17 protein-coding genes and 1 tRNA gene are annotated in these 22,985 nt (G+C 70.5%); 7 read left to right on the plus strand and 11 right to left on the minus strand.

Annotation, left to right across the window (positions count from 1 at the left end; genetic code table 11):
• Positions 1-2 precede the first annotated feature (2 nt).
• The 6 genes from ACGFNP_RS43475 to ACGFNP_RS43500 all read right to left on the minus strand — a co-directional run bounded on the left by ACGFNP_RS43475 (position 3) and on the right by ACGFNP_RS43500 (position 7,519).
• Entirely contained in the window at positions 3-1,205 is a 1,203-nt protein-coding gene (locus tag ACGFNP_RS43475) for an AAA family ATPase (protein WP_393328789.1), read from the minus strand.
• A gap of 19 nt (positions 1,206-1,224) precedes the next feature.
• Positions 1,225-2,958: an ankyrin repeat domain-containing protein gene (locus ACGFNP_RS43480; protein ID WP_393328791.1), complete on the minus strand. Its 1,734-nt coding sequence runs from the start codon at positions 2,956-2,958 to the stop codon at positions 1,225-1,227.
• A complete protein-coding gene (locus tag ACGFNP_RS43485; protein ID WP_393328792.1) occupies positions 2,955-4,769 on the minus strand; it encodes a hypothetical protein in 1,815 nt (604 codons plus the stop codon). Before ACGFNP_RS43485 ends, ACGFNP_RS43480 begins: the two co-directional genes overlap by 4 nt.
• Positions 4,766-5,899: a gala protein gene (locus ACGFNP_RS43490; RefSeq protein ID WP_393328794.1), complete on the minus strand. Its 1,134-nt coding sequence runs from the start codon at positions 5,897-5,899 to the stop codon at positions 4,766-4,768. The genes ACGFNP_RS43485 and ACGFNP_RS43490 overlap by 4 nt, the downstream gene beginning before the upstream one ends.
• Positions 5,899-7,392: an SDR family NAD(P)-dependent oxidoreductase gene (locus tag ACGFNP_RS43495; RefSeq protein WP_393328796.1), complete on the minus strand. Its 1,494-nt coding sequence runs from the start codon at positions 7,390-7,392 to the stop codon at positions 5,899-5,901. Before ACGFNP_RS43495 ends, ACGFNP_RS43490 begins: the two co-directional genes overlap by 1 nt.
• Positions 7,393-7,447: 55 nt before the next feature.
• Positions 7,448-7,519 (minus strand) — tRNA-OTHER (locus ACGFNP_RS43500).
• 287 nt (positions 7,520-7,806) lie between these two features.
• On the opposite strand from ACGFNP_RS43500, the gene ACGFNP_RS43505 reads away from it, so the two are divergent.
• The gene (locus ACGFNP_RS43505) at positions 7,807-9,108 is read left to right on the plus strand and encodes a family 43 glycosylhydrolase (RefSeq protein ID WP_393328798.1); all 1,302 of its coding nucleotides are present in this window, start codon (positions 7,807-7,809) and stop codon (positions 9,106-9,108) included.
• A gap of 168 nt (positions 9,109-9,276) precedes the next feature.
• On the opposite strand, the gene ACGFNP_RS43510 is transcribed toward ACGFNP_RS43505, so the two are convergent.
• A complete protein-coding gene (locus tag ACGFNP_RS43510) occupies positions 9,277-10,203 on the minus strand; it encodes a serine hydrolase domain-containing protein (RefSeq protein ID WP_393328800.1) in 927 nt (308 codons plus the stop codon).
• Between the two features lie 763 nt (positions 10,204-10,966).
• Between ACGFNP_RS43510 and ACGFNP_RS43515 the strand changes: the two genes are divergently transcribed.
• The 5 genes from ACGFNP_RS43515 (at position 10,967) to ACGFNP_RS43535 (ending at position 17,322) form a co-directional block, all read left to right on the plus strand.
• Positions 10,967-12,868 (plus strand): BTAD domain-containing putative transcriptional regulator, encoded by a 1,902-nt coding sequence (locus tag ACGFNP_RS43515; protein WP_393328802.1) that lies wholly within the window; start codon positions 10,967-10,969, stop codon positions 12,866-12,868.
• Between the two features lie 295 nt (positions 12,869-13,163).
• Complete coding sequence (locus ACGFNP_RS43520; protein ID WP_358321966.1) at positions 13,164-14,498, plus strand: aminotransferase class III-fold pyridoxal phosphate-dependent enzyme; 1,335 nt, start codon at positions 13,164-13,166, stop codon at positions 14,496-14,498.
• Entirely contained in the window at positions 14,480-15,517 is a 1,038-nt protein-coding gene (locus ACGFNP_RS43525) for an NAD-dependent epimerase/dehydratase family protein (RefSeq protein ID WP_358321969.1), read from the plus strand. The genes ACGFNP_RS43520 and ACGFNP_RS43525 overlap by 19 nt, the downstream gene beginning before the upstream one ends.
• 85 nt (positions 15,518-15,602) lie before the next feature.
• Entirely contained in the window at positions 15,603-16,517 is a 915-nt protein-coding gene (locus ACGFNP_RS43530) for a UbiA prenyltransferase family protein (protein WP_358321972.1), read from the plus strand.
• A gap of 22 nt (positions 16,518-16,539) precedes the next feature.
• Positions 16,540-17,322: a BTAD domain-containing putative transcriptional regulator gene (locus tag ACGFNP_RS43535; protein ID WP_358321975.1), complete on the plus strand. Its 783-nt coding sequence runs from the start codon at positions 16,540-16,542 to the stop codon at positions 17,320-17,322.
• On the opposite strand, the gene ACGFNP_RS43540 is transcribed toward ACGFNP_RS43535, so the two are convergent.
• From ACGFNP_RS43540 to ACGFNP_RS43555, 4 genes are read right to left on the minus strand one after another with little or no spacing between them, the layout of a single operon-like run.
• Positions 17,312-18,475 (minus strand): endonuclease/exonuclease/phosphatase family protein, encoded by a 1,164-nt coding sequence (locus ACGFNP_RS43540; protein ID WP_358321978.1) that lies wholly within the window; start codon positions 18,473-18,475, stop codon positions 17,312-17,314. The genes ACGFNP_RS43535 and ACGFNP_RS43540 overlap by 11 nt on opposite strands.
• Entirely contained in the window at positions 18,472-19,515 is a 1,044-nt protein-coding gene (locus ACGFNP_RS43545) for a glycosyltransferase family 2 protein (protein WP_393328805.1), read from the minus strand. The genes ACGFNP_RS43540 and ACGFNP_RS43545 overlap by 4 nt, the downstream gene beginning before the upstream one ends.
• A 3-nt stretch (positions 19,516-19,518) precedes the next feature.
• Positions 19,519-20,538 carry a glycosyltransferase family 2 protein gene (locus ACGFNP_RS43550; protein WP_393328806.1) on the minus strand — a complete coding sequence of 340 codons (1,020 nt, stop codon included), beginning with the start codon at positions 20,536-20,538 and terminating at the stop codon, positions 19,519-19,521.
• Between the two features lie 50 nt (positions 20,539-20,588).
• Positions 20,589-21,599, minus strand: a complete 1,011-nt coding sequence (locus ACGFNP_RS43555) for a glycosyltransferase family 2 protein (protein WP_393328808.1) — start codon at positions 21,597-21,599, stop codon at positions 20,589-20,591.
• Between the two features lie 148 nt (positions 21,600-21,747).
• Between ACGFNP_RS43555 and ACGFNP_RS43560 the strand changes: the two genes are divergently transcribed.
• On the plus strand, positions 21,748-22,971 hold the full coding sequence (locus ACGFNP_RS43560) for an endonuclease/exonuclease/phosphatase family protein (protein WP_393328810.1): 1,224 nt from the start codon (positions 21,748-21,750) through the stop codon (positions 22,969-22,971).
• Positions 22,972-22,985: the final 14 nt, after the last annotated feature.

The raw sequence follows: 22,985 nt of genomic DNA on the forward strand, positions 1-22,985 counted from the left end.
GGTCAGGAGGCGCTCGGCAGCGCGCCGGACAGCTGGAGCAGATCGAGGAAGGCGTCGATGCCGCTCGGCACCGGCCAGTCGGTGTCGCGCAGCGCCGCGAGATCCGCGGCGGCCCGGGCCGCGACGTCGGGTACGCCGGCGTCGACGGCCTTGGCCAGCACCGCCCAGCCGGCCTCCCAGCGCCGCCGCGTGAGGTCGCTCTGCACTGCTGAGACCACGGCCGTCAGGAAGGCGAGCTGCCGGTCGCCCCTCTCCGGTAGTGCGAAGGCGGCCGGATTGGCCAGAACGCGGTCCGGGTCGGGCAGGTCGAGCTGTTCGAGGTAGGCCAGCAGTTCCAGACCCGCGCCGTCGCCCACCGCGCCGATCACCGCGGCCGCGACCGCCTTCTGGTCGGCGCCGGCGGCGTACCCGACCGCCAGCAGGCGCAGCGCCATCTCCCAGGTACGCGGCGACGGCCAGGCATGGCCCCGGCTCTCCGCGTCGCCGGGCAGGTGGTGGGCCAGGCCGGGCCGTGCGGTGAGGAACCCGGAGACCACCCCGCGGGCGCGGGCGACCGCGCTGGGCACCCGGGCCGGGTCGATGAGCGGCAAGGGCACGGCCGGCCAGGTTCCGGCCATGCCTCGTGCGACCGTCCGCGGGTCGTGCGTCCACTGCAGGTGGACGAACCGGTTCGCCAGTGGCGGGCTGAGGTGCCAGCCGTCCGCGGCGCTGGACGGCGGGTTGGCGGCGGCGACCACACGGACCGACTCCGGGAGCGGCAGGCTGCCGACCCGGCGTTCGAGGACGACCCGCAGCAGCGCTGCCTGGACGGCAGGGGGAGCGGAGGACAGCTCGTCGAAGAACACGAGCCCGCGCCCGGCCGCGGTCAGCCGCACTGCCCAGTCCGGTGGGGCCATCGGCACCCCGGTGGTGGCCGGATCATCACCGATGATCGGAAGGCCGGCGAAGTCGGAGGGCTCGTGCACGCTCGCGATCACCGTCTCCAGTGGGAGGCGGAGCCCGGCGGCCAGTTGCTGGAGGCCGGCGGACTTGCCGATTCCCGGCTCGCCCCACAGCAGCACGGGGAGGTTCGCCGACACCGCGAGCGACAGCGCCTCCAGCTGCGGGTTCGCGGCCGGCTCCGTTCGCTGGGAGCCGAGCCGGCGGACCAGTTCGTCGGCCGCGGCCAGCGGATCCGGTGCGAAGTCCTCGTCGGTGACGTTCACTGTTCGTCGTCCTTCCACGTCATCCAGCGGGGCGGTCCCGGTCCAGCAGGGCCAGGAGGAAGTCCAGGTCGGTGCGCTCGTAGAAGCGGATGAGCTGGGAGAGCGACTGGCCCGCGTCGTCGGCGACGTCGGGGTTCGCTCCGGCGGCCAGCAGCGCCCGTACCAGCGCGACGGAGCCGTTGTCCCCGACCGCCACGTGCAGCGCCGTGCGCCGGTTGTGGTCCACGGCCTCGAGGTCGACCCCGGCCCCCAGCAGGCGCGGCAGCAGGACCTCGTGGTCCAGATGGATCAGCGCGTGCAGGAGCGTGCGGCGCCGACCGTCACGGAACCGCGGGTCGACCCCGGCGTCGAGGAGCCTGAGCACTCCCGGCGTGTCACCGTGCTGGGCGCGGCTGTACAGCTCCCGCCGCTGCTCCCGCAAGTCCTTCGGCAGCCGGCCCTCGCCGGAGGACACTGCCCGCGCCACGGCGAAGCAGCCGGCGACCGCGCCGCCGAACGCCCGCATCGCCTGCTCTCGCCGCTGCTCGTCCGCGCTGTGCGGCACCCGCAGCGCGCCGTCCTGGAAGCACACCTCGTGCCACTCACCGCGGCATCTCACCCGAACCGGGGACGGGAGCCGCGGTTCTGGCGGTCCGACCGGATCGGCGGGGTCCGCACGCAGCGGGAAGAGCGCGTCCCGGACCAGCGGATGCAGCCGGTCCGGATCCGCGTCGCCATGCCGGAGTACGTCGAGGTCCGGCAGCCGCCGCCAGCACGCCTCGGGCAGCACCGGGGTGCCGGTGATCTCCTCGGGGTCGATGATCCGGATCCGCAGTTTGCCGGCCCACCTGCTGCCTTCGAGCAGCAGGGAACTGCCGTAGGGATGCGGAATCTGGAAGCGACGCCCGAAGCCCTCGCGGATGAGCAGCCGGGTCTCCGGCTCGAGCCTGGTCAGCGCCAGCGGGAGTTTTTCCACAACAAGCAACGGATCGATCGTGGCGCCCCAGCGGGTCTCGAGCGGTGACGGATCCAGCGCGATCCCCGCCGCGGCGAACGCCGCCTCGATCTCCCCTCGCTCATGCAGCAGGGTCACCCATTCGGCGTGGGCCGGCGGGTCGGCGGGACCGGGGTCAGCCGTGGGCAGGTCCTCGGCGGCGCGCCGGGTCCCGTCCGCGTTGAAGAACGGCGGCCGGTTTCCGCCACCATGGCGTTCCAGCAGCGCGCCGGTGTGCCGTACATCCCACAGGTGCCGCAGCACGGTCCAGTTATGGACGGCGTGCCGATGAGCGCCCGAGCTGACGGCATGGTCGATCCGGCCGAAGCACAGGCGTAGCCGCTGCGGCCCGTCCACCATCGTCGGCGTGGTGACGTGCAGATACTGCGCCACCTTGGCCGCATCCGGGTAACGGCCCAATGTCACCGTCTGACCGTTGCGGATCGTCGTACGTCCCGCCAGGACGCGCGGCAGATGCCAGCGCAGCAGGTCCGGTGCGAAATGGAGGAGGTCGTCCTCGACAGAGACCGCGACGGCGCCGCCATGCTCCCGGGCGATGTCGGCCAGGTCGAACGCGACGTCGACGTTCGCGGCCGCGCAGGCGCCGCGCCAGTCTCCGTCGAGACGTCGTTCGGTGGCCCGCTCGATCATCCACCGGGGAACGGCGTACCGCAGGATCCGCCGTCGGCTCGACGCCTCGTCCGGTGGGTACGACGGCGTGCGGCGCGGCGCTGGTGCACCGGCTGTGGGGGCGGGAACTGGCGTGCTGACGGCGTTCACTCTTCCTCGGCGAGTTCCGGATGCTCGCGTTCGATCCGATCCGTGATGAAGTCCAGGTCATCGCGTTCGAGCCAGTCGATCAGGCGGTGGAGCGAAACGGGCTCGCCGTGGATCTCGCCGGTCAGGTCGATCCGCGCCCCTGCGGTGAGCAGCGCATGGACGAGCGCCACCGAACCGTCCCCGCAGATCGCGGAGAACAGCGGCGTGCGCCGGCTCTCATCCCTGGCATCGATGTCCAGGCCCGCCGCCAGGAGCCGCCCGAGCAGACCATCGTGGTCGAGGCGTCGCAACCGGTCCGGCGCCCTTGGATCGACGCCCGGCTCGAGCAAGTGCAGCATGTGGAGCAGGGTGCGCCGTCGGCCATCACGGACGCGTGGATCCACGCCGGCGTTCAGCAGCCGTAGGACTCCTGGGAGGTCGCCGTGCTGGACCAGCGAGAAAAGCTCTCCTCGCTGGTCGCGCAGGGCCTTGGGCAGCCGTCCTGTTCCGGACGTCCACGCGTGCCGTGCGGCGAAGCATCCGGCGATCGCGCCCCCGAACGCCCGCATGGCGCTCTCCCGCTGCTGCTCCTCCGCGCTGTGCGGGATGTGAAGGACGCCGTCACAGAAGGAAACCTCGTGCCACTCGCCGCGGCAGCGGATCCGGACCGGCTTCGGGAGTTCCGGGCCGGACGACCCCACAGGAACGCCGTGCGCGGCGCGGCTCGGGAACAGGGCCTCGCGTACGAGCGGATGGAGCCGCTCCGGCGGATAGCCGTCCCGCAGCAGATCAAGGTCGGGCAGGCGGCGCCAGCACGCTTCGGGAAGCACCGTGTCCGCGGGCTCCGTGCCCATCTCGAATTCGACGACTCGGACGCGCAGCCCCACATCCAGTCCGTCGGTCTCGAAGAGGAGCGCCGCGTACTGTCGGTAGGGAAGCCAGAAACGGTCGGTTCCCACTGAGGCCGCGAGGCGACGGATCTCCGCCTCCATCCGGGTCAAGGCAAGGGGCATCCGCGCGAGAACGTCGAGCGGATTCACCTCGTAATAGGGCTCGATCTCGAGCGGCACGGCGTCCAGATCGATGCCGACGGCCGCGAACGCCGCTTCGACCTCGCCGCGTTCGTGCAGCAGCGTGACCCACTCGGTGAGCGACGCCGGGTCCGCGCGGCCAGGGTCGGCCGTGGGAAGCTCTTCCGCCCTGCGCGGTGTGCCGTCGCTGTGGAAGAACGGAGCCCGAGCCTTGTCGCCGCCGCAGCGTTCACGCAGGTCGTCGGCATGGCGCACATCCCACAGGTGACGCGACGAGCTCCAGTCCTGGACGACATTGCGCCAGAACGCGCTGTATGCCCAGTCGGTCTCCAGATAGGTGTCCGGTTGGTGAACCGGCCCGACGCGCAGGCGCAGCCGCTGCGGACCGTGCACCATCCAGCGGGGCGTCTCGAGGTACAGGTACGGGGCGTCTGAGGCCTCACCCAGCCGCCCCAGGACCATCACCTGGTCGGGCACGATCGTCGTACGCCCGCGGTCCAGGCGGGGCAGGTGCCAGCGCAGCAGGTCCGGGGCGAAGGTGCGCAGGTCGTCCTCGAGCGCCGTAACGACAGCGTCGCCGTGCGCGTTCGCGATGTCGGCCAGGTCGAAGGTGACATCGACGTTGGCGGCGGCGCAGGCGCCACGCCAGTCGCCGGCGAGCCGTCGTTCGGTCGCCTGATCGACCATCCACGGGGGCACCGCGTACCGCCGGATCCGCCGCAACCGGGACGCCTCGTGCGGCGGATACGAACGGGACGGCGTACGAGGTGGCAGATCGGCCGATGGGGGCGCCGCGCTCACCGGTAGAGGCTCCCGATCGCGTGCAGGTCCGGATGGGTCCGGGCGGCGGGACGGAGCCGTGGCGCCAGCACACGCTTCACCCGGCGAGGCACGCCGGGGCCGAACCCGACGTATTCCAGGCAGGTGTCGTCGGGAACGGCAGCCAGCAGGGCCTTGGCGCCATGACCGGTGATCCCGGTCCGGCGCAGCTCCAGCCGACGCAGTGGGCTGCCGGGCAGAGCCGCGGCCAGCATGGCCGCGCCCGTGTCTCCGGTGACGTTCGCGGGTGCGCCGAGGCTCCGCTCCGATGGCGGACGTCCCAGGTCGAGTGCCTCGATACCGCTGAGTGCGTCGGCCAGCGCGCGTGCACCGTCCGGCCCGATGCCGTTGCCACTGAGGCCCAGGCGCACCGGCTTGGCGGGGTCGGCCACCGCGGCGAGCGTGGCCGCACCGGCGTCGCCGAGATGGTTCGCCGGAAGGTAGAGCTCGCGTACCCCGGCGTCCCGGATCAGCGCGGCCAGCAGGTCGCCGGACTCCGGGCCCAGCCCGTTCCCGCCCAGGAACAGCCGCTCGACCGGGTTCGGCCGCTCGGTGAGCACGACCAGCAGCGCCCGCAGTCCCTCCCGTGTCAGCCCGGTGTTGACCAGGTCGAGAGTGCGGATCGTCGTGTTCTGGCGCAGCATCGCGGCGAGGGCGCGGACTCCGTCGTCGCCCACCGGGTTCCGCTTGAGCCACAAGGCGCGCACGGTGGTGTCCGTGGCCAGTCGACCGGCGAGCGCCTCGGCGCCTGCCGCGTCGATGCGGTTGCAGCCGAGGTAGAGAGTCTCCAGGCCGTGGCCGGGAACGAGCGCGTCGGCGATGGTCCGGGCTCCGTCGTTCCCGATGGCGTTGGTGCCCAGCAGCAGATGGACGGCGTGCGGCGAAGCCACCGCGGCCGGGAGCAGCCGCGCCGCACCAGCCGGGCCGAGGCCCTGCTTGCACAGGTCGACCCGGCCATCGGGCCGTACGGTGCCAAGCGGGAAGGTCTCGTCGGCCGCCACCGGGGCCGGTGCGGCCAGCCGGGAGACCAGCGGACCCAGGTCCACCGGATCGGCCGGCGGCACGTCAACGTGCTCGATCGCGGGGCAGCGTACGGGCGTTGGCTCCATCATCACCAATCCACCGGTCGGTAGTCCTTCAAGAACAGGCCGGACACCCGGTTCCCGCCCACACCGCGCACGATCGGGTCGTAGACCCGGGCGGCGCCGTCGATGACGTCCAGCGGCGGGCGGAACCCCGCCTCCCGCTGAGCGGTCTTGTCCGGATGGGGGCGTTCGTCGGTGACCCAGCCAGTGTCGACGCTGTTCATGTAGATGCCCGAGGCCGCATAGTCCACGGCGGCGGTGCGGGTCAGCATGTTCAGGGCGGCCTTGGCCATGTTGGTGTGCGGATGGCGGACGGTCTTCTGCTCTCGGGAAAAGCTGCCCTCCATCGCCGAGACCTGCACGACGTACCGGTCTGGCCACGGCGAGGCCTCGAGCAGACCGCGCAGCCGGGACGTCAGCAGGAAGGGCGCGAAGGAGTTCACCCATTGGACCTCCAGCCACTCGGCCGGGTCCACCTCGTGTAGCCGGAGACTCCAACTGTTGCGGTCGCGCAGGTCCAGCGGCTGACCGGTCTCGTCCGTCCGCCCGGCGGGGAACAGCGCCTCCAGGGCGTCCCGCCGCGTGACGGCCTGCCCGGAGTCCGAAGGAGCCGCGACCGCCGGCGCGGGTCCCAGCCGCGCGGCGACGGCGGGCGCGGCTGTACCCGATACGTCCGCCACGTCGATCCGCGCGGCCAGGCCTCTCAGCGGCGCGCGCTCCGCCGCGCGCACTTCGCGGTGGTACACGGCGGGCCGGCGGATCGTCTGGGCCGCATTGTTGACGAGGATGTCGAGATGACTGGAACGCCGCTGAACGAACTCCAGCAGACCCGCGACGGCCGCCAGATCGAGCAGGTCGACACCATGGACGTGTACCCGGTCCAGCCACGCTTCGGCGTCGGGCACGGCCGCGAGCCGACGGGCGGCATCCCGCGGGAAGCGGGTGGTGACCAGGACGTCCGCGCCGTCGCGCAGCAGCTTCAGCGTCAGCTGGAAACCGATCTTCACCCGTCCCCCGGTCACGATCGCCCGGCGGCCACGCAGGTCGCAGTGGGCGTGCCGACGGGCCAGGTTCTCCTCTGCGCAATCCGGGCACAGCAGGTGGTATTCCGGATGCACCTGCTGGTAGGCGGACTTGCAGACGTAACAGCGTCGCGTGCCCACCAGCGTGCGCCGCATCGGCGCGGACCGGTCACCCGGCGGATCCGGCTCTGCGGAACCGACCTGATCCCGGGGGTCTGTCGAGGCTGCCGGCGGGACGAGCTCGGGGGATGGATCCTGCTCTTGATAGCGCGCTGCGGCCGCCGTGACCTCGCGGTCGCGTCGCCTGCGCTCGGCGTGCCGCGACGCCTTCCGTGTCTTCTTCCCCGTCCGGTACAAGTGCGCTGCGGCCTCGTGCACGACCGCCCATTGAGGATCGGCCGGATCCGCCGCGCGTGCCTGGGCCATCACCCGCAGGCAGGTCTCGATCTCGGCCTGGTTGGGGAGGGTTTCTGATCCGAGCGACGGAGTCCCGGTCAAGTCAGGATCGACGACCGACACCCACACCCCCACCGATGACTTCCCCGATTTGGGGCAAGGCTGGTCGGATTCGAACCGACGTCCTCCAACCTGCTGTAAGGCGCGACGACCTCTGCGCTACAGCCTTGCCGCTGAAGATCTTAGCGAAGAGCACCGGCATTAAATGACCAATATGGCCGCATGGGACCTATCCGGCGTATGGGGATGCGAGCCGCGTTCCGGCGCTCGGTGAGCAGGGTGCTCCGCCCTGGCGGATACCCCTGAAGTCCCGCCGCTCAGCCGCCGACCTACCTGTGCGATTGTCGGCAATTTTTGCCGGGTTATTGACGACATTTTAGCAACTGGACACACTCGCCGCAGGCCGCGCTGATGTGAAGGACGTGACTGATGACTGGTTCCGAGAACAGGTTGAACGTGAACCGACGGTCCCTGCTGGCGGGCGCCGCCGGCGTTCTGGGAGCGGCGGCACTGCCCGCGACCGCCGCGCAGGCGGCTGCGACGGGATACCCGTCGAACTGGCCGGACCCCGAGCCCTACGACCTCGCCGACACCCGGCTCGACCTGTGGCCGCGCAAGGACAACTCCTTCATCCTGCCGCTGGAGCTGCGCCCTCGGGACAAGGAACTCGGCCGGGTCTGGATGCGGGACACGTACGTCAACTGCTTCGTCGTCAAGGGTCGCCCGATCTACGTCGCCACCGGCACCACCCGGTCGGCCGGGCTCGCGGGGGCCGCCCCGTGGAACGACGGCGTCTTCGTGTGGACGTCCCCGTCCCTGCGCGGGCCGTGGAGGCTGGCCGACACCACCGGCATCCGCCCCGGCGCCGAGAGGGGCAAGGTGTGGTCGCCCGAGTTCGCCGACGAGAACCGGGCCGGGCGCACGGTCGTCGCTCCGTGGCAGGAGTACTGGACCGACGAGGGCCAGTTCGGCAAGCGCGGCGATGTCTGGGCCCCGGAAGTGCACTATTTCCGGGGCAAGTGGTACATCGTCGCCTGCATGGGCGATCACTCGCAGAAGGTGGGCTCGTTCATGCTCGTGAGCGAGGGCGGGGTCGAAGGCCCGTACCGCGTCGTCCGAGGCAACCTCGAAAAGCCCTTCGGCGACTCTTTCATCGGCGGGCCCGCCTTCATCAAGCCCGGCGCCTACCACCATATCGACGGCGGCCTCTACTCCGAAGGCGACGAGGCCTGGCTCGTCCTGCACAACAACCTGTACGCGAAGTTCCGGGACGACATGGAGGACATCGTCCCGACCACCAACCTCCCGATGTTCCAGCAGACGCCCTACTCACCCGAGCCGTATCTGGAAGGCGCGTACGTCTTCAAGCACGGCGGCAAGTACTACCTCCTGCACGCCGCCTGGAACCGATCCTCGACCAACGCCGACGGCAGCACCCGCTACGCCTACGACCCGGCCGGCGCCGGTCGCGAGCAATACCACTACGACGCGGTCGTCGCCGTCTCCGACCACTTCGAGGGACCGTATTCGCGACGGTGGACCCTGGGCGTCGGGGCCGGCCACAACAACATCTTCGCGGATCGCAGCGGCCGGCTGTGGGCGACGTTCTTCCGCAACCCCAGATTCGGCTACTGGGCCGACCCGTCGCGCGTCGCCGACACGGCGGTGCCCGGGATCGTGCGGGTGGAATGGACAGGGCCGCAGGGCAACCGCCTGTACGTCCAGCGCCGCAACCACGGGAACACGATCAACGACTGACAGCGCCTCCATGCAGGGTCTGACCCAGCGACTGACTGACCTCGGGTCCTCAACGTGATCTGTCGACCATGACCGGGAAGCGGGCATGCACACACCGGACATGGCGCCTGATCACCATGAACGGTGCGGGCCCCGACACCGCTGGGCAGCTCCTGGTCACCACCGGAATCAGGGTCCGGTTATGGAGGGCAGCAGGTAGTCGCGAAGGAACGCCCTTGAGTCGATCTCCTTGTTGATGCTGTTGTTGCCGGTGTTCTCGCTGGTCACGAGCACGATGTCCGCGCTGGGGATCACATAGACGAACTGCCCGCCATATCCCCAGGCGAAGTACGTCGAGCGTCCGGAGATGGTTTGCCTCCACCAGCCCTCGGCATAGGCGAATGTGTCATCGACCTGTGTCGTCCGGGCTTGCGCCGCCTGCACCGCGCTCTGTGGCACGAGCGACTCGCCACCCCACTTGCCGTCGTGCAGATAGAGCAGGCCGAACTTGGCCATCTCCCGTGGCGTCAGGTAAAGGTTGTACCCGCCGGAGAAGACACCGCGCGGGTCTCGGCCCCAGTGCTCGGCCGTGATGCCCATCGGCCCGAACAGATACTGCTGGGCGAACTGGCAGGTGCCCATGTGAGTGGCCTTCTGCAGCACGGCCGAGACCACATGCGTATTGCCGGTGCTGTAGTTGTACGCCGTTCCGGGGACGGACACGAGCGGACGGCCGAGAATCGCCTGAACCCAGTCCGATGCCTTCTCGACCTGGCTTTCGGTCGAATCCTCCGTCCAGTCGAGACCCGACCTCATGGTCAGCATGTGGCGGAGGGTGATCTTCTTCTTGTCCGGCGACGCGTTGCCGAAGTACTCCGGCAGGTAGCCGACCACCGGGTCGTCCAGGCTTCCGATGTAACCCTTCGCGATCGCGATGTGCACCAGCGCCTGCAGAACACTCTTCGACGCCGAGTGAATGTTGTTGCTCCGCTGCGCGCCACTGCCGTGGAAATATCGCTCGGTCACGAGCCGGTCGTGTCGGATGACCAGCGCGCTGAACAACGACGCGTTGTTCCCGAGCTTGGTCAGCCCCACACGCAACGTAGCGGAATCCATCCCCTGCTCCTCCGGCGAGGTCGGCGGCCAGTCCGCACCGTCGTCCAGGGGATCCGTGTACGTCGGATTGCTCTCATAGAACGTCCGACCGCTACCTCCGATCCGGCCGCAATCGACGGTCACTGTCCTGGCGGCCTTCGGCGATGCCGCCTCGGTGCAGCCGGCCAATGCCAGGAGCGACACCACCCAAGTGACCCACCGCCGACCTTGCTTCGGCGATCCCATGACTGACTTCATTTCCCGACAGTGTGGCCGACAGCACGGCAACCGGGCGAGGCATGTCCTGATCTTCCGGCAAATGTCTGCGTAATGCCCTGTTGCCGCCCTGTTCAGTCCAGCCGGGGTTGACGAGTGTCCCCCACTCGCCGGAGGCGACCGCGTGCACGATGCCCATGTGGGGCCCAGACGGCCTACACTGCGTCGCGGGCCAGAGTCTCAAGAGCTCTGAATGTGATACAGGCAGGTACGGTAACCGCACGAGAATGGCCGTGTGAGGACCGCGTATGGCGAATCACGCCCGGGCGCACCGGCCGAGACGGATTCCTTGCGCCACACATATCGATGCGCAAATAAATTTCAGCCGGGCGTGGAACCGCTCCCACAGCACTGGCCACCGGCTATTCGGCACGCGTAATCTTCTTATTCCGTTCCAGGAAGTACCCTTCCAAGGTCGCTTCCGTCGATCATTGGTCGCGGCAAATCAAGATCCGTGTGCAATCGTGCGGTTCCTGTCGGTGAAGGCCGCGCACTGCAGGGTGGTCGTATGGATTTCAAGATCCTCGGGCCGATCGAGGTTCGTACCTCTCATGGGAGGCCGATCGCGCTCGGACGCCGAAAACAGCGGGTGCTGCTGGCCGCCCTGCTGCTCAACACCGGCAAGGCGATCCCCAGCCGGCGCATGCTCGACTGGCTGTGGGGCGAGTGCGCTCCCGCCACCGCGGAGTCGAACCTGTACACCTACATCTCCGCGCTGCGTAAGGCGCTCGGCTCCCCCTCCCGCATCGAGGCGGGCTCCAACGGATACGTGCTGCGCGTCACGCCTGGCGAGGTCGACGTCACCTTGTTCGAGGATCTCGCCGCGCAGGGGCAGCGGGCGCTGTCCGCCGGACGCCATGACGTCGCGCTCGAACGGCTGACCCGGGCCCTCTGCCTGTGGCGCGGCGAGTCCGTCCTGGAAGAGCTGCCCCTGCCCACGCCGCTGCGCTGCGAGACGGCGCGGCTGGAGCGGCTGAGGGCGAGCGTCGTGGACGCCTCGCTGGAGGCCCGGCTGGCGCTCGGCCGGCACGGCGAGATGCTCGCCGATCTGGAGGTTCTGACCCGCAAAGACCCGCTGAACGAGCGGCTCAGAGCACAGCTCATGCTGGCCTTGTACCGCTCCGGCCGCAGGGCCGACGCGCTGACGATCTATCAGGACGCGCGGATGACGCTGGCCGCCGAGGTCGGCATCGATCCCGGCCCGGACCTGATCCGCATGCACCAGCGCATCCTCGCCGACGACCCCGCCCTGACGCCGCTGCGTGCGGTGGCCGCCCGCCGGGCCCCGGCCGAGCTACCCATCGGCCTGGCCGCCTTCACCGGCCGGGCCACCGAGATCGCCCGCCTGCGTACGATGCTGACCTCGGCCTCCGACACGACCGCCGTCTCGGCGATCACGGGCGCCGCGGGGATCGGCAAGTCGGCGCTGGCCGTGCACGTCGCCCATCAGGTCGCGGGCCGGTTCCCGGACGGGCGGCTCTACGTGGACCTGCACGGCTCCACACCCGGCGTCGCGCCGCTGAACCCCGCCGACGTCCTGGCACGCCTGCTGCGCTCGCTCGGCGACGACCTGGCCGGGCGGCCCGACCTGGACGAGGCCGCGGGCCGCTTCCGCTCGCTGACCGACGGCAGGCGCCTGCTGCTCCTGCTCGACAACGCCCGCGACGCCGCGCAGGTGCGCCCGCTGCTGCCCGCGAGTCCCACCTGCCGCGTGCTGGTCACCGCTCGCAGGATGCTGACCTCGCTGGACGCCGCCTCGCACTTCCGTCTCGGCGTCATGGCCGAGGACGAGACCTCCACGCTGCTCGGCCGCCTGATCGGGGAGGAGCGCGTGGCAGCCGAGCAGCAGGCGGCGCGCGCGATCGTGCGGCTGTGCGCCGGGCTGCCGCTGGCGATCAGGATCGCCGCCGCCCGGCTGATCGCCCGGCCGGGACTGTCGCTGCGCGCCCTGGCCGACCGGCTGGCGGTCGAGGACCGCCGCCTGTCCGAGCTCCAGGCCGACGACCAGGCCGTACGGGCGTACTTCATGATGAGTTACCGGAGCCTGGACGCCGAGTCCTCCCGGATGTTCCGGCTGCTGAGCCTGCTCGGCGGCACCGGCACCGGCGGCGGCATCAGCGTCGCGGCCGCCGCCGCCCTGGCCGACCGCCCCGAGCCGCGCACCGCCGACCTGCTGGACCACCTCGCGGAAGCCCAGCTTCTGGACGCGTACGGCCACGACCGGTACCGCATGCACGACCTGCTCCGCCTGTTCGCCCGCGAGCGGGCCAGGGAGGAGGACACCGAGGAGGACCAGGCGCAGGCCGTCCGGCGGGCGCGGCGGGGCGTCTGGATCCCGCCCGCCTACATGACCACGAGGGGCCTGCCGCCCCGCACGTGGGAAATCATCCACGTTCACCGCGAGATCTGACTGATAAATATCCGGCGATCCGCCCCCGGCCGCTTTTTCTCCTTCGCCGTCGCGCAGCCCGCCGCCGACCTACACAAATTTGTATGGTTCGGGGTATAGGCGGATTCGACATTGTTGGCGACATGTCTCACCTTTTCTCACCGCCGAGAAGAAGGCCGGGCACCAGCCGAATTCGCGCGAACGGGGAAGGGCGCACGTGTCTGAACTGATCGGCGTGGACGAGTGTGAAAGTTTCACGGTAAAACAGGTCCAAGAGCTGTACAGAAAGTACGTCAGCCGCAGTCAGGTCAACCTCATGACCTCCTTCGGCTTCGGCCGGGAACTCGTCGAGAGCGCCGAGGGCGCCTGGATCCAGATCCGCGGCGGCCGCAAGGTACTTGACGTCACCGGCGGCGTCGGCGTACTCAACCACGGCCACAACCACCCCCGCATCCTTCAGGCGCGGCGCCGCTTCGCCGAAAGCCGGCGCATGGAGGTGCACAAGGCGTTCTTCTCGCCGTACGTGGCCGCCCTCAGCCACAACATCGCCGAACTGCTGCCGGGCGACCTGAACATCTCCTACTTCCCGAACTCCGGCGCCGAGGCGAACGAGGGCGCCGTCAAAATGGCGTACAAGTACCATGAGGGGCGCCGCGACACCATCCTCCGCTCCGACATCAGCTTCCACGGCAAGACCCTGGGCGCGGGCAGTCTGACCGGATCGTCCGAGAACTCCTTCCGCTTCCCCGGTCTCCCCGGCATCGTCGTCTACCCCTACGGCGACATCGCGGCCGTCCGCGCGGCCGTCGAGGCCGCCCGCACCCCCGACGGCGGGTGCGACGTCTACGCGATCATGGCCGAGCCGTTCAGCGCGTCCAGCATGCGCTGCTGGTCGGAGAGCGACCTGTACGAGCTGCGCCGGCTCTGCGACGCGAACGACATCATGCTGATCTTCGACGAGGTCTACACGGGCTGGGGCAAGACGGGCAGCCTCTTCTACTTCATGCGCTACCCCGACCTGCTGCCCGACCTCCTCGTCTACTCCAAGTCCCTCGGCGGCGGCAAGGCGTCGATCGCCGGGTACACCGCCCGCGAGCCCGTCTTCCGCAAGGCCTACGACCGGCTCTCCGACGTCATCCTGCACAGCACCACCTACTACGGGTTCGGCGAGGAGACCGCCACCGCCATCGAGGCCGTCAACATCGTCGTCGAGGACGACTATCCCGCCAGGGCCCGGCAGATCGAGCGCATCCTGGGTCCCGGCCTGCAGACCATCCACAAGCGCCACCCCGACGTGGTCGGCCGGGTGAGCGGGGTCGGCGCACTGTGGGGCGTGTTCCTGTGCGGCGGGCCCAAGGTCCTCGACCTGGCCGCCAAGCTCGCGCCCGGCTTCTCCGGCGACCCGCAGTTCCGCACCAAGCTGATCACGCTCTCGGTCATCGCCGACCTCTACCGCGAGCACGGCATCGTCTCGTACTACAGCCCGAACGCCGACAACCCCCTCGTCGTCGCGCCGACCCTCGCCATCGAACAGGAAGACGTCGAGTACTTCCTGGACAGCCTCGACAAGACGCTGGCCAAGGGCCTGCCGCGGCTGCTCGCGGGATTCGTGCGAGAGAAGGTGGGATCGCGATGGCCCGCCGGGTCGTAGTCACCGGCAGCGCCGGGATGCTCGGCGGCCACCTGGCCCGCCGGCTCGTGCTCGACGGCCACGACGTGCTCGGGGTGGACCTGCGCCCCCAGGAAGACCCGCTGCTGACGGCGGGGCACCGGATCGGCGACGTACGCGACCTGTCACTGATGACCGAGGCCATGACCGGGGCGGAGGCGGTCGTCCACTGCGCCGGCGCGCTGCCGAGCTACCCGGCCGAGCAGATCCACGACCTGATCGTGGGCGGCACCCGCACCGTCCTGGAGGCCGGGCGCCAAGCCGGCGTGGCGCGGCTGGTGCACATCTCCTCCACCGCCGTGTACGGGCTGCCGACGCTCGTGCCCACGCCGGAGGAGCATCCGCGCGCGCCGGTCGACCCCTACACCAGGGCGAAGGCCGCGGCCGAGGAGCTGGCGGAGAAGTACCGGGCCGACGGCATGTGCGTGCCCATCCTGCGCCCCAAGACCTTCCTCGGTCCCGGACGGATGGGCCTGTTCGCGATGCTCTTCGAGTGGGCCGAGGAGGGCCGCAACTTCCCGGTGCTCGGCAGCGGGGACAAACGCATCCAGATGTTCGCGATCGAGGACCTGGTGGACGCCGTGGCCATCGTGCTCGACGCGCCGGCCGACGTCGCCGACGACACCTACAACCTGGCCGCCGCCGAGTTCGGCACGCTGCGTGAGGACTTCCAGACGGTTCTCGACGCGGCCGGCCACGGCAAGCGGGTCGTCTCGCTGCCCGCTGGACCGGCCCTGGCCGGGCTCCGGCTGCTGGAGCGCAGCCGGCTGTCCCCGGTGTACGGGCGGCTGGCGCGCAAGCTGCTGGCCGACTCCTATGTCAGCATCGACAAGGCCCGCGAACGGCTCGGCTTCCGTCCACGGCTGTCCAATCAGGACGCCATTCTCCGCACGTACGCATGGTGGCGGGAACACCGCACGGCCGCCTCATCGAGCAGCGGTGCGACGAGCCGTGACGCGTGGCGGCAGGGCGCGCTGTCGCTGGCGAAGGTCTTCTTCTGAGCTATCGGGGTAAAGCATGCGCCTTGTCGAATCGGCTGACGTCCCAGAGAGCCCGCAGCGTCCGGAAGCGACGCCGGACCGGCCCGTGGAAACCCGCACCCGCCTGGTCGCGGACCTGGCCGCCCTGATCCGCCCGTCCCACGCGGCCAAGGCGATCCTTCTCGTGCCCGTGGCGCTCATCGGCGCGCCCTCCCCCACCCTGGCCGAGGTGGTCGGGATCATCTGGGCCACGGTGGCGTTCATGGTCGCCTCCGCCGCCGTCTACATCCTCAACGACATCGTCGACCGGCACCGCGACCGCCTGCATCCCGTCAAGCGCGACCGTCCCGTCGCGTCCGGCCGGGTGGGGGTGCTGACCGCGGGCGCCTGTTGCGCCGTCCTGCTGGCGGTGCTCGCGGCCATCGTCGCCCGGGACCCGGTGTCCTCCTGGCCGGTGCTGGTGTATCTCGTGCTCAACGTCGCCTACAGCCGCCTGCTCAAGCACATTCCGCTGGTCGACGTGGGCACGGTCGCGGCCGGCTTCGTCCTGCGCGTCGTGCAGGGGTACGAGGTGACCGGGGACCGGGTGCCCTCCTGGCTGCTGATCACGGTGTTCTCGATGTCCCTGCTGCTGCTCATCGGCAAGCGCCGCCAGGAACTGCTGGAGGGCGGGGCCGTCCACCGGCCCGCGCTGCGCGGCTACTCGATGGAGCTGACCAACTGGCTGCTGCAGATCGCCTCCGTGCTCGCCCTCGTCTCCGGCCTGATGTACCTGCGTGACGAGGGGCCGTTCGGCCCGGAGCACGGCCAGACGGCGATGATGCTGTCCACTCCCTTCGCGCTCTTCGCCCTCTTCCGGTACCTGCAGATGCAGCTCCTGGACAAGGAGGGCGGTGACCCGGTGCGCGTGCTGCTGCGCGACCGTGTCATGGTCGCGAACTCGATGTTGTGGGCCGCCACCCTGGGTGTGACGCTCGTGCTCGTCCACCACCCGTCTCTGGCGACGGCCGTCCACCTGTGACAACGATTGTGAGAGGAAGGCGATGGACGTCCGCTTACTGGGACCGGTGGAGGTGACCGTCGGTGACCGCCGCGTCCCCTTGGGTCCACCGCAGCGACGCGCGGTGCTGGCCGCCCTGGCGATCGACGCCGACCGCCCCGTGTCGCTCCGCACACTGATCGAGCGCGTCTGGGACGATCCGCCGGACCGGGCGACCGACTCGCTGTACGCCCACATCACCCGCCTGCGGCAGGCGCTGACCGCGACCCGGATCTCCATCGAGCGCCGGAACGGCGGTTACGCGCTGGATGTGGACCCCGAGCGGGTGGACGCCTACCGGTTCCGGCGGCTGGCCAAGCAGGCGCAGCTACGCGCCTGCGACGACTTCACCCGGACCCGGCTGCTGACCGAGGCGATGGAACTGTGGCGCGGCGCGCCGCTCACCGGCATCCCGGGTGAGTGGGCCGCCCGCATGCGGTACGGCATCGAGCAGCAGTTCGTCGGCGCCATCGGCACCTGGGCCCAGGCGCACCTGAGCCTGGGCCGGCCCGACATCGTGGTCACCGAGCTGACCCCGCTGGTGCCGCGTTACCCGCTCGCGGAGCCCCTGGCGAGCATGCTGATGCGCGGCCTGTACGCCCTCGGACGCGGCGCGGAGGCGGTGGCCCTGTACGCCCGCCTGCGCGGCTACCTCGCCGACCACCTGGGCATCGAGCCGGGTCCGGAGCTGCGTGCGCTGCATCTCACGATCCTGCGTGCCGGCCCGGACCCGCTGACCCGGCCGGCCGGGCGGCCCGGCCTGCTGTACGCCCAGGTCACCGGCTGAGCGAGAGGACCAGCCGCTGCCCGCTGTGGTCGGACAGGCCGTCCGAGCGGACCAGCCGATACTCGTGGACGGTGATCTCCGGCGTGGTGTACGCCCAGTCGATCCGCCACCACGGCCACCGGTCGTCCCAGGTGGCGGGGTAGAGCGAGCGCAGCGCCGGGGTGGCGTCGGCCATCCGCCCCGGCACCAGGCGCAGGATGCCCATCGCGGGCGAGGCGTTGAAGTCCCCGGCCAGGACGGCGGGCAGCGGGTTCGCCTCGATGTCGGCCGCCAGTGCGCGGAGGTTGGCCTTGCGTGCCTCGTGCTGCGTGCGGTTGAGGCTGAAGAGGTCGAGGCCGCCCGCGGACGGGTCGACCGGCGAGTTGATGTGGGAGTTGTAGAACGAGACGGTCCGGTTCCCGACACGCAGGTCCGTGCGCAGCGTCTTCACCGTGTAGAAGCCGGGCCAGCCGGAGCCGGGCGGCACGGGCGTGTCCCGGCTGTCCTCCGCCTCAGGACGCAGGTCGAGGCCGCGCTCCAGAACGATGGGGAACCGCGACAGCGTCACCATCTCGCTCGCCGCGGCGATGTGGAACCCGGGGAACTCCCGGCGCAGCCGGTCCAGGTCGTTCACCCGAATCGGCCGGGAGTCCGCGCCGAAGTAGACGTACTCCTGCAGCAGCAGCACGTCGGCGTCCTGGGCGCGGAGGTAGCGGTAGAAGGCGGCGACGTCCCGTGGGGGCGTGCCGGTGGGCGGGGGCATCGCGCTGGGCACGGACTGGTCCCAGTACCAGGTGTTCCAGGAGAACACCTTGATCGCGTCCGATGGAGCCGGGGCGGGGCGGTGCCACAGCGAGGCGAGGTTGAGCCCGCTCGCGCCCCCACCCAGCATCAAGGACGCCAGCGCCACCACGGCGGCCGCCCGGCGCGCGCGGCGCGCCGCCAGGGCCGCGACGAGCAGCACCACGGGAACGACCGCCAACGCCAGCGGCGGGACGAGCTCGGGGATCTGCCACCACCACACCCGGCCGGACAGGACACGGTGCGACACCACGAACACCAGCCAGGCGATCGCCGCGCACAGCACCAGCGGGATCTTCCGCCGCTCCCGCCGAGAATCGCGGCGGCGCGTCGCGGCCTGCGTGGCGTCGGGCGCCCGGAGGGGAGCCGTCACGTGGCCGCCTCGCCGGTGGCCGAGTGGCGCATGGTCAGGTCGGGGTCGTAGAGCCGGCGGAACCTCGCCGAGCACAGCCACCGGACGACCCCGGCCGCCACCCCGGCGGCGATGGTCACGTTCACCAGGAAGTGCACGGCGCCGAAATAGAGCAGGAACAGCGGCCCGCGCCTGCGCAGCACGAAGCGGTACATGCCGAGGTCCGCCAGCAGCGACACGGCCAGGGCGAGGACCGCGAGCGCGGCGCCGGCCGGGCCGAACGGGACCGCCAGCGGCAACGCGGCCACCGCCGCCAGCGCGGCGAGGCTGCCGCCGGCCCGGCTGGAGGTCTCGAACCCGCGGGCGAAGCGCCGCCGGCGCGCGTACAGCGGCACCCGGGCGCGCCCCCGCCGGTACAGCTTGCGCAGCAGCTTGAACAGCTTGTCGTCGTGATCGTGCCGCGACCGCACCGCGGTGGTGAGCACCATCTCGTACCGCTGGGTGAGGCGGTGGCCGTAGTCGACCTCCTCGGTCTCGCGCAGCCGGGTGTTGAACGGCCCGATGTCGTCGAACACGCGGCGCGGCATCGCCATCAGCGCCGGGAACAGGAACGAGATCGGCCCCTCGGAGCTGGCCGTCCAGTAGTGGTACTGCAGCGCCCGGTACTCCTCGACGAGGCTGTCGCGGATCAGCGGCTCGGGATCGTGAATGCTGCACACCGCGCCGAGCCCGGGATCGGCGGCCAACATGCCAACAGCCACCTCGACGGCGTCGGAGTAGGGGGCCACGTCGGAGTCCACGAATATCAGGATCTCCCCGCTCGCGTGCGCGACGCCGAGGTTGCGCGCACCGGCGACGCCCATGTTGCGTTCCGTGCGGATCACCCGCACGCCGAGCCGCCGCGCGACCTCGACCGAGTCATCGGTGCTGCCGTCGTCCACGACGATCAGCTCGATCGGCCGGTAGGTCTGTTCCCGCAGCGCGCCCAAGCACAGCTTCAGTGAGGCGGCGTAGTTGTAGTTGGGTACGATCGCCGACACCAGGGGCCCTTGTTCGGTCATCGCTCACACCTCGGCCGACGTGAGATCGTACGTGCGACGGAACCTGCTGGACAGCAGACACTGGGCCGCGCCGGCGAACACCGCCACCGCGACGGTGACGTTCACCAGGAAGTGCACCGCGGTGAAGTACAGGGTGAAGCGCGGGCCGGCGTAGCGCCACACGAAGCGGTACATGCCCAGGTCAGCCGCTATCGAGCCGGCCAGCAGCACGACCGGCGCGGCCAGCCAGGCCGGGCCGAGCACCACCGGCAGCGGCGCGGTGAGCACGGCGAACAGCGCGGCGAGCGAGCCCCAGCCGCGGCTGCTGTTGGCCGGGCCGCCGTTGAAGTCCGGGCGGCGCAGGTACAGCGGGATGTGCAGGCGCGCGCGGTGGAAGAACTTCGACAGCACCACCTTGAGCCGGTCGTCATGGTCGTGCCTGCCCCTGATCCTGTTGTCCAGCACGATGCGGTACCGCTGGGTGACGCGGTGGCCGTACTCGGCGTTCTCGCTGTGGCGCAGCGCGGGGTTCAGCGGGCCCACCTCGCGGAAGACCTCCGCCCGCATGGCGAACAGCGCGGAGTAGATCGTGGTGATCTCGCCCTCGTCACCGGAGATCCAGTAGTGCAGTTGGAGGCTGCGGTACCGCTCGACGAGGCCGTCGGGGATGAGCGGCTCCGGGTCGTAGGTGCCGCACACCACCCCCAGGGTGGGATCGGCGGTGAGCAGGTTCACCGCGTGCTCGACCACGTCCTCGGCCAGCGCCAGGTCCGAGTCGAGGAAGAACAGCACCTCGCCGCGCGCGTGCTCGACACCGAGGTTGCGCGCCGCCGGGGCGCCGATGTTGGTGCCGGTGACCACGACCCGCACCCCGTGCCGGTGGGCGATCTCCACCGAGTCGTCGGTGCTGCGGTCATCGACGACGATCACCTCGATGCGCGGGTACGTCTGCCGCTCCAGCGCGCTCAGGCACAGGTCGAGCGTGCGGGCGTAGTTGTAGTTCGGCACGATGACCGAGACCAGTGGCCGTACCTGCGGCGTCATCAGCGCTCCTCTCCCCTCGTCCGGCCGAAGCCGATGATCCGCATGGCCGTTCAGTCCTGGGCCGCGGGAATGCGGGCGGGCTTCTCCAGGCGGCGGCCGAGCGCGAAGCGCTGCAGGACGCCGAGCGCTCCGCCGAGGGCGCCGGTGAAGGTGACGGCGAGGTGGACGCCGGCGAAGTACAGGCCGAACGCGAGTCCCCGCTGGGTGTAGGCGGCGCGGTAGGTGCCCGCGTCCAGGGCTATGGCGGCGGCGACCAGCGCGGGCGGGACGAGTGCGCCGGCGCGGCCCGCCACCACGGGCAGGGCGAGCGCCGGGACGGCGGCGAGCAGCAGGACGCCGCCGACCGCGCGGGGCACGGAGTCCCCGGGTGTCTCCCCCTTGTGCCAGTCCAGCGCGCTGATGCGGGCGCGGCGGAGCACCTTGCGCAGGATCGTCCCCACGGTGGCGTCGTGGTCCTTGCGGCCGCGTATCGCGTCGCTCAGCTTCACCTCGTACGACCGCGTCACGCGGATGCGGTAGTCGGAGGAGACGGTCTCACGCAGCCGCGGATCGAAGGGGCCGATCTCGGCGAAGACCTTGGCGGGGACCACGAGCACCGCCGCGTGCAGCTCGAGCGTCGGCCGGTGGGCGGGCATCCACCAGCGGTGCATCTGCAGGGCGCGGTACTGGGCGGCCAGGCTCTGGGAGACCAGCGACTCGGGCCCCAGGATGCCGCCCAGGGCGCCGATCCGCGGGCGGGACTCCAAGATCCGCACAGCGTTCGCCACGGCGTCCGGGTCGAGGGCGATGTCGGCGTCGAGGAAGAACAGGATCTCCCCGGTGGCATGCTCGGCGCCCAGGTTGCGCGCGGGGGTCGGACCGCCGTTGACCTCGGTGCGTACCACCTTGGCGCCCTTGGACGCGGCCACCGACGCAGCGTCCTCAGTGCCGCAGTCATCCACCACGATGACCTCGATATGCGGATAGGTCTGTTCTTCCACCGCATCCAGGCAGAGTCGTAACACGTCGGACCGGTTGTAGCTGGGGATGATGACCGAGACTAGGGGGTGCTCCCGACTCATGATGCGCTCCATTGGCCGTGTCAGACCTTGCGTCCGGTTCACGCTAGGCACGGCGGCTTGCCCCTTTCTTGTCGCGCCGAACTGACAAGGATGCGACAAGAACTCCTCAGTACGTTCGACACCGGCCCACCCACCGAGGATGGTGTTGATGAGCGACGGGGACGCGGTGACCGAGCAGCGGCTCACCGCCATGCCGCCCCAGCCGGAAAGGTCCTGGGCGGAACGTGTCAGGCGTTTCATCCGCCCGCGGCGGCGCTGGTGCTGGGGCACCAAGCTGGTCGTGACCGCCTCGGTGGCGTGGCTGCTCTTCGTGCTCTGCCACCTGCTGGCCAGCGGGCGCACCTCGCTGTGGGCCCCGATCGAGCTGATACCGCCGCCGCTGTTCCTGGTGGTTCCCGCGCTGCTGCTGGTCGTGGCGCCGCTGGCCCGGCCGGTGCGCTGGCGGATCATGTCGCTGCTGGTGGTCACCGCGGTGCTGGGCGCCGGGTCGAGCGGGGTCAACTACGCCACTCTCTGGTACACGCCGCCGCCCGCGGGCCCGGGAGCCATCACCGTGGCCGCCTGGAACACCGAGTTCTGGGACCAGGACTGGCGCACGGCCGACGGCGACCGGTACTCACCCGAGTTCTATGGCTACCTCCACAAGCTGGACGCCGACGTCTACCTGCTGACGGAGTACCTGTACGTGAACACCCAGGCCGGGGACATGTGGTCCCAGCGCTGGACCGCCGACCTGGCGATGCGCATCGACAAGCTGGCCGAGCTGCGCCGCGAGTTCCCCGGCTACCAGGTCGCGGTGTCCGGCGAGCAGATCACGCTCTCGCGGTTCCCGATCGTCGTGCATCGCGGCCTGGACCTGCGCCCCTGGCTGCCGTCCGACCAGAAGGAGATCCCCGAGGCGCTGCGGAGCTGGCCGGAGGGCTACACGGTCGAGACGCTGCGCACCGACATCGACGTCAACGGCACGGTCATCTCCTTCTACGACCCCCAGATCGCCCAGCCCCCGCTCGAATGGCGGCTGTACGACGCCGAGTCCCGGGACGTCGCCTTCAGCAAGACCCTGCGGCGGGAGGCGAGTTACCGGGCCATCGGCGCGGACGTCGCGGCCAACCCCCATCCCGTCGTGCTCGCCGGCGACCTGAACACCTCCCCGGCGATGGGCATCCGCCGCCTGCTCCCCGAGCGGCTGATCGACAGGACGCCCGCGCTCTCGTCCCTCTATCCGGCGACCTACCTGGCCGGGACCGCCGAGCTGTGGCGGATCGACTGGCTGTACACCAGTCCCGACGTGACCGTGCACAGCTACGAGCTGCCCGGCGCCGAGCGGCTGTCCGACCATCGGGCCCAGCGCATGGTCGTGTCGGTGTCCTGACCGGCACGACCCGA

This window comes from Nonomuraea sp. NPDC049269, from assembly GCF_043197155.1.
Classification (GTDB): Bacteria; Actinomycetota; Actinomycetes; order Streptosporangiales; family Streptosporangiaceae; genus Nonomuraea.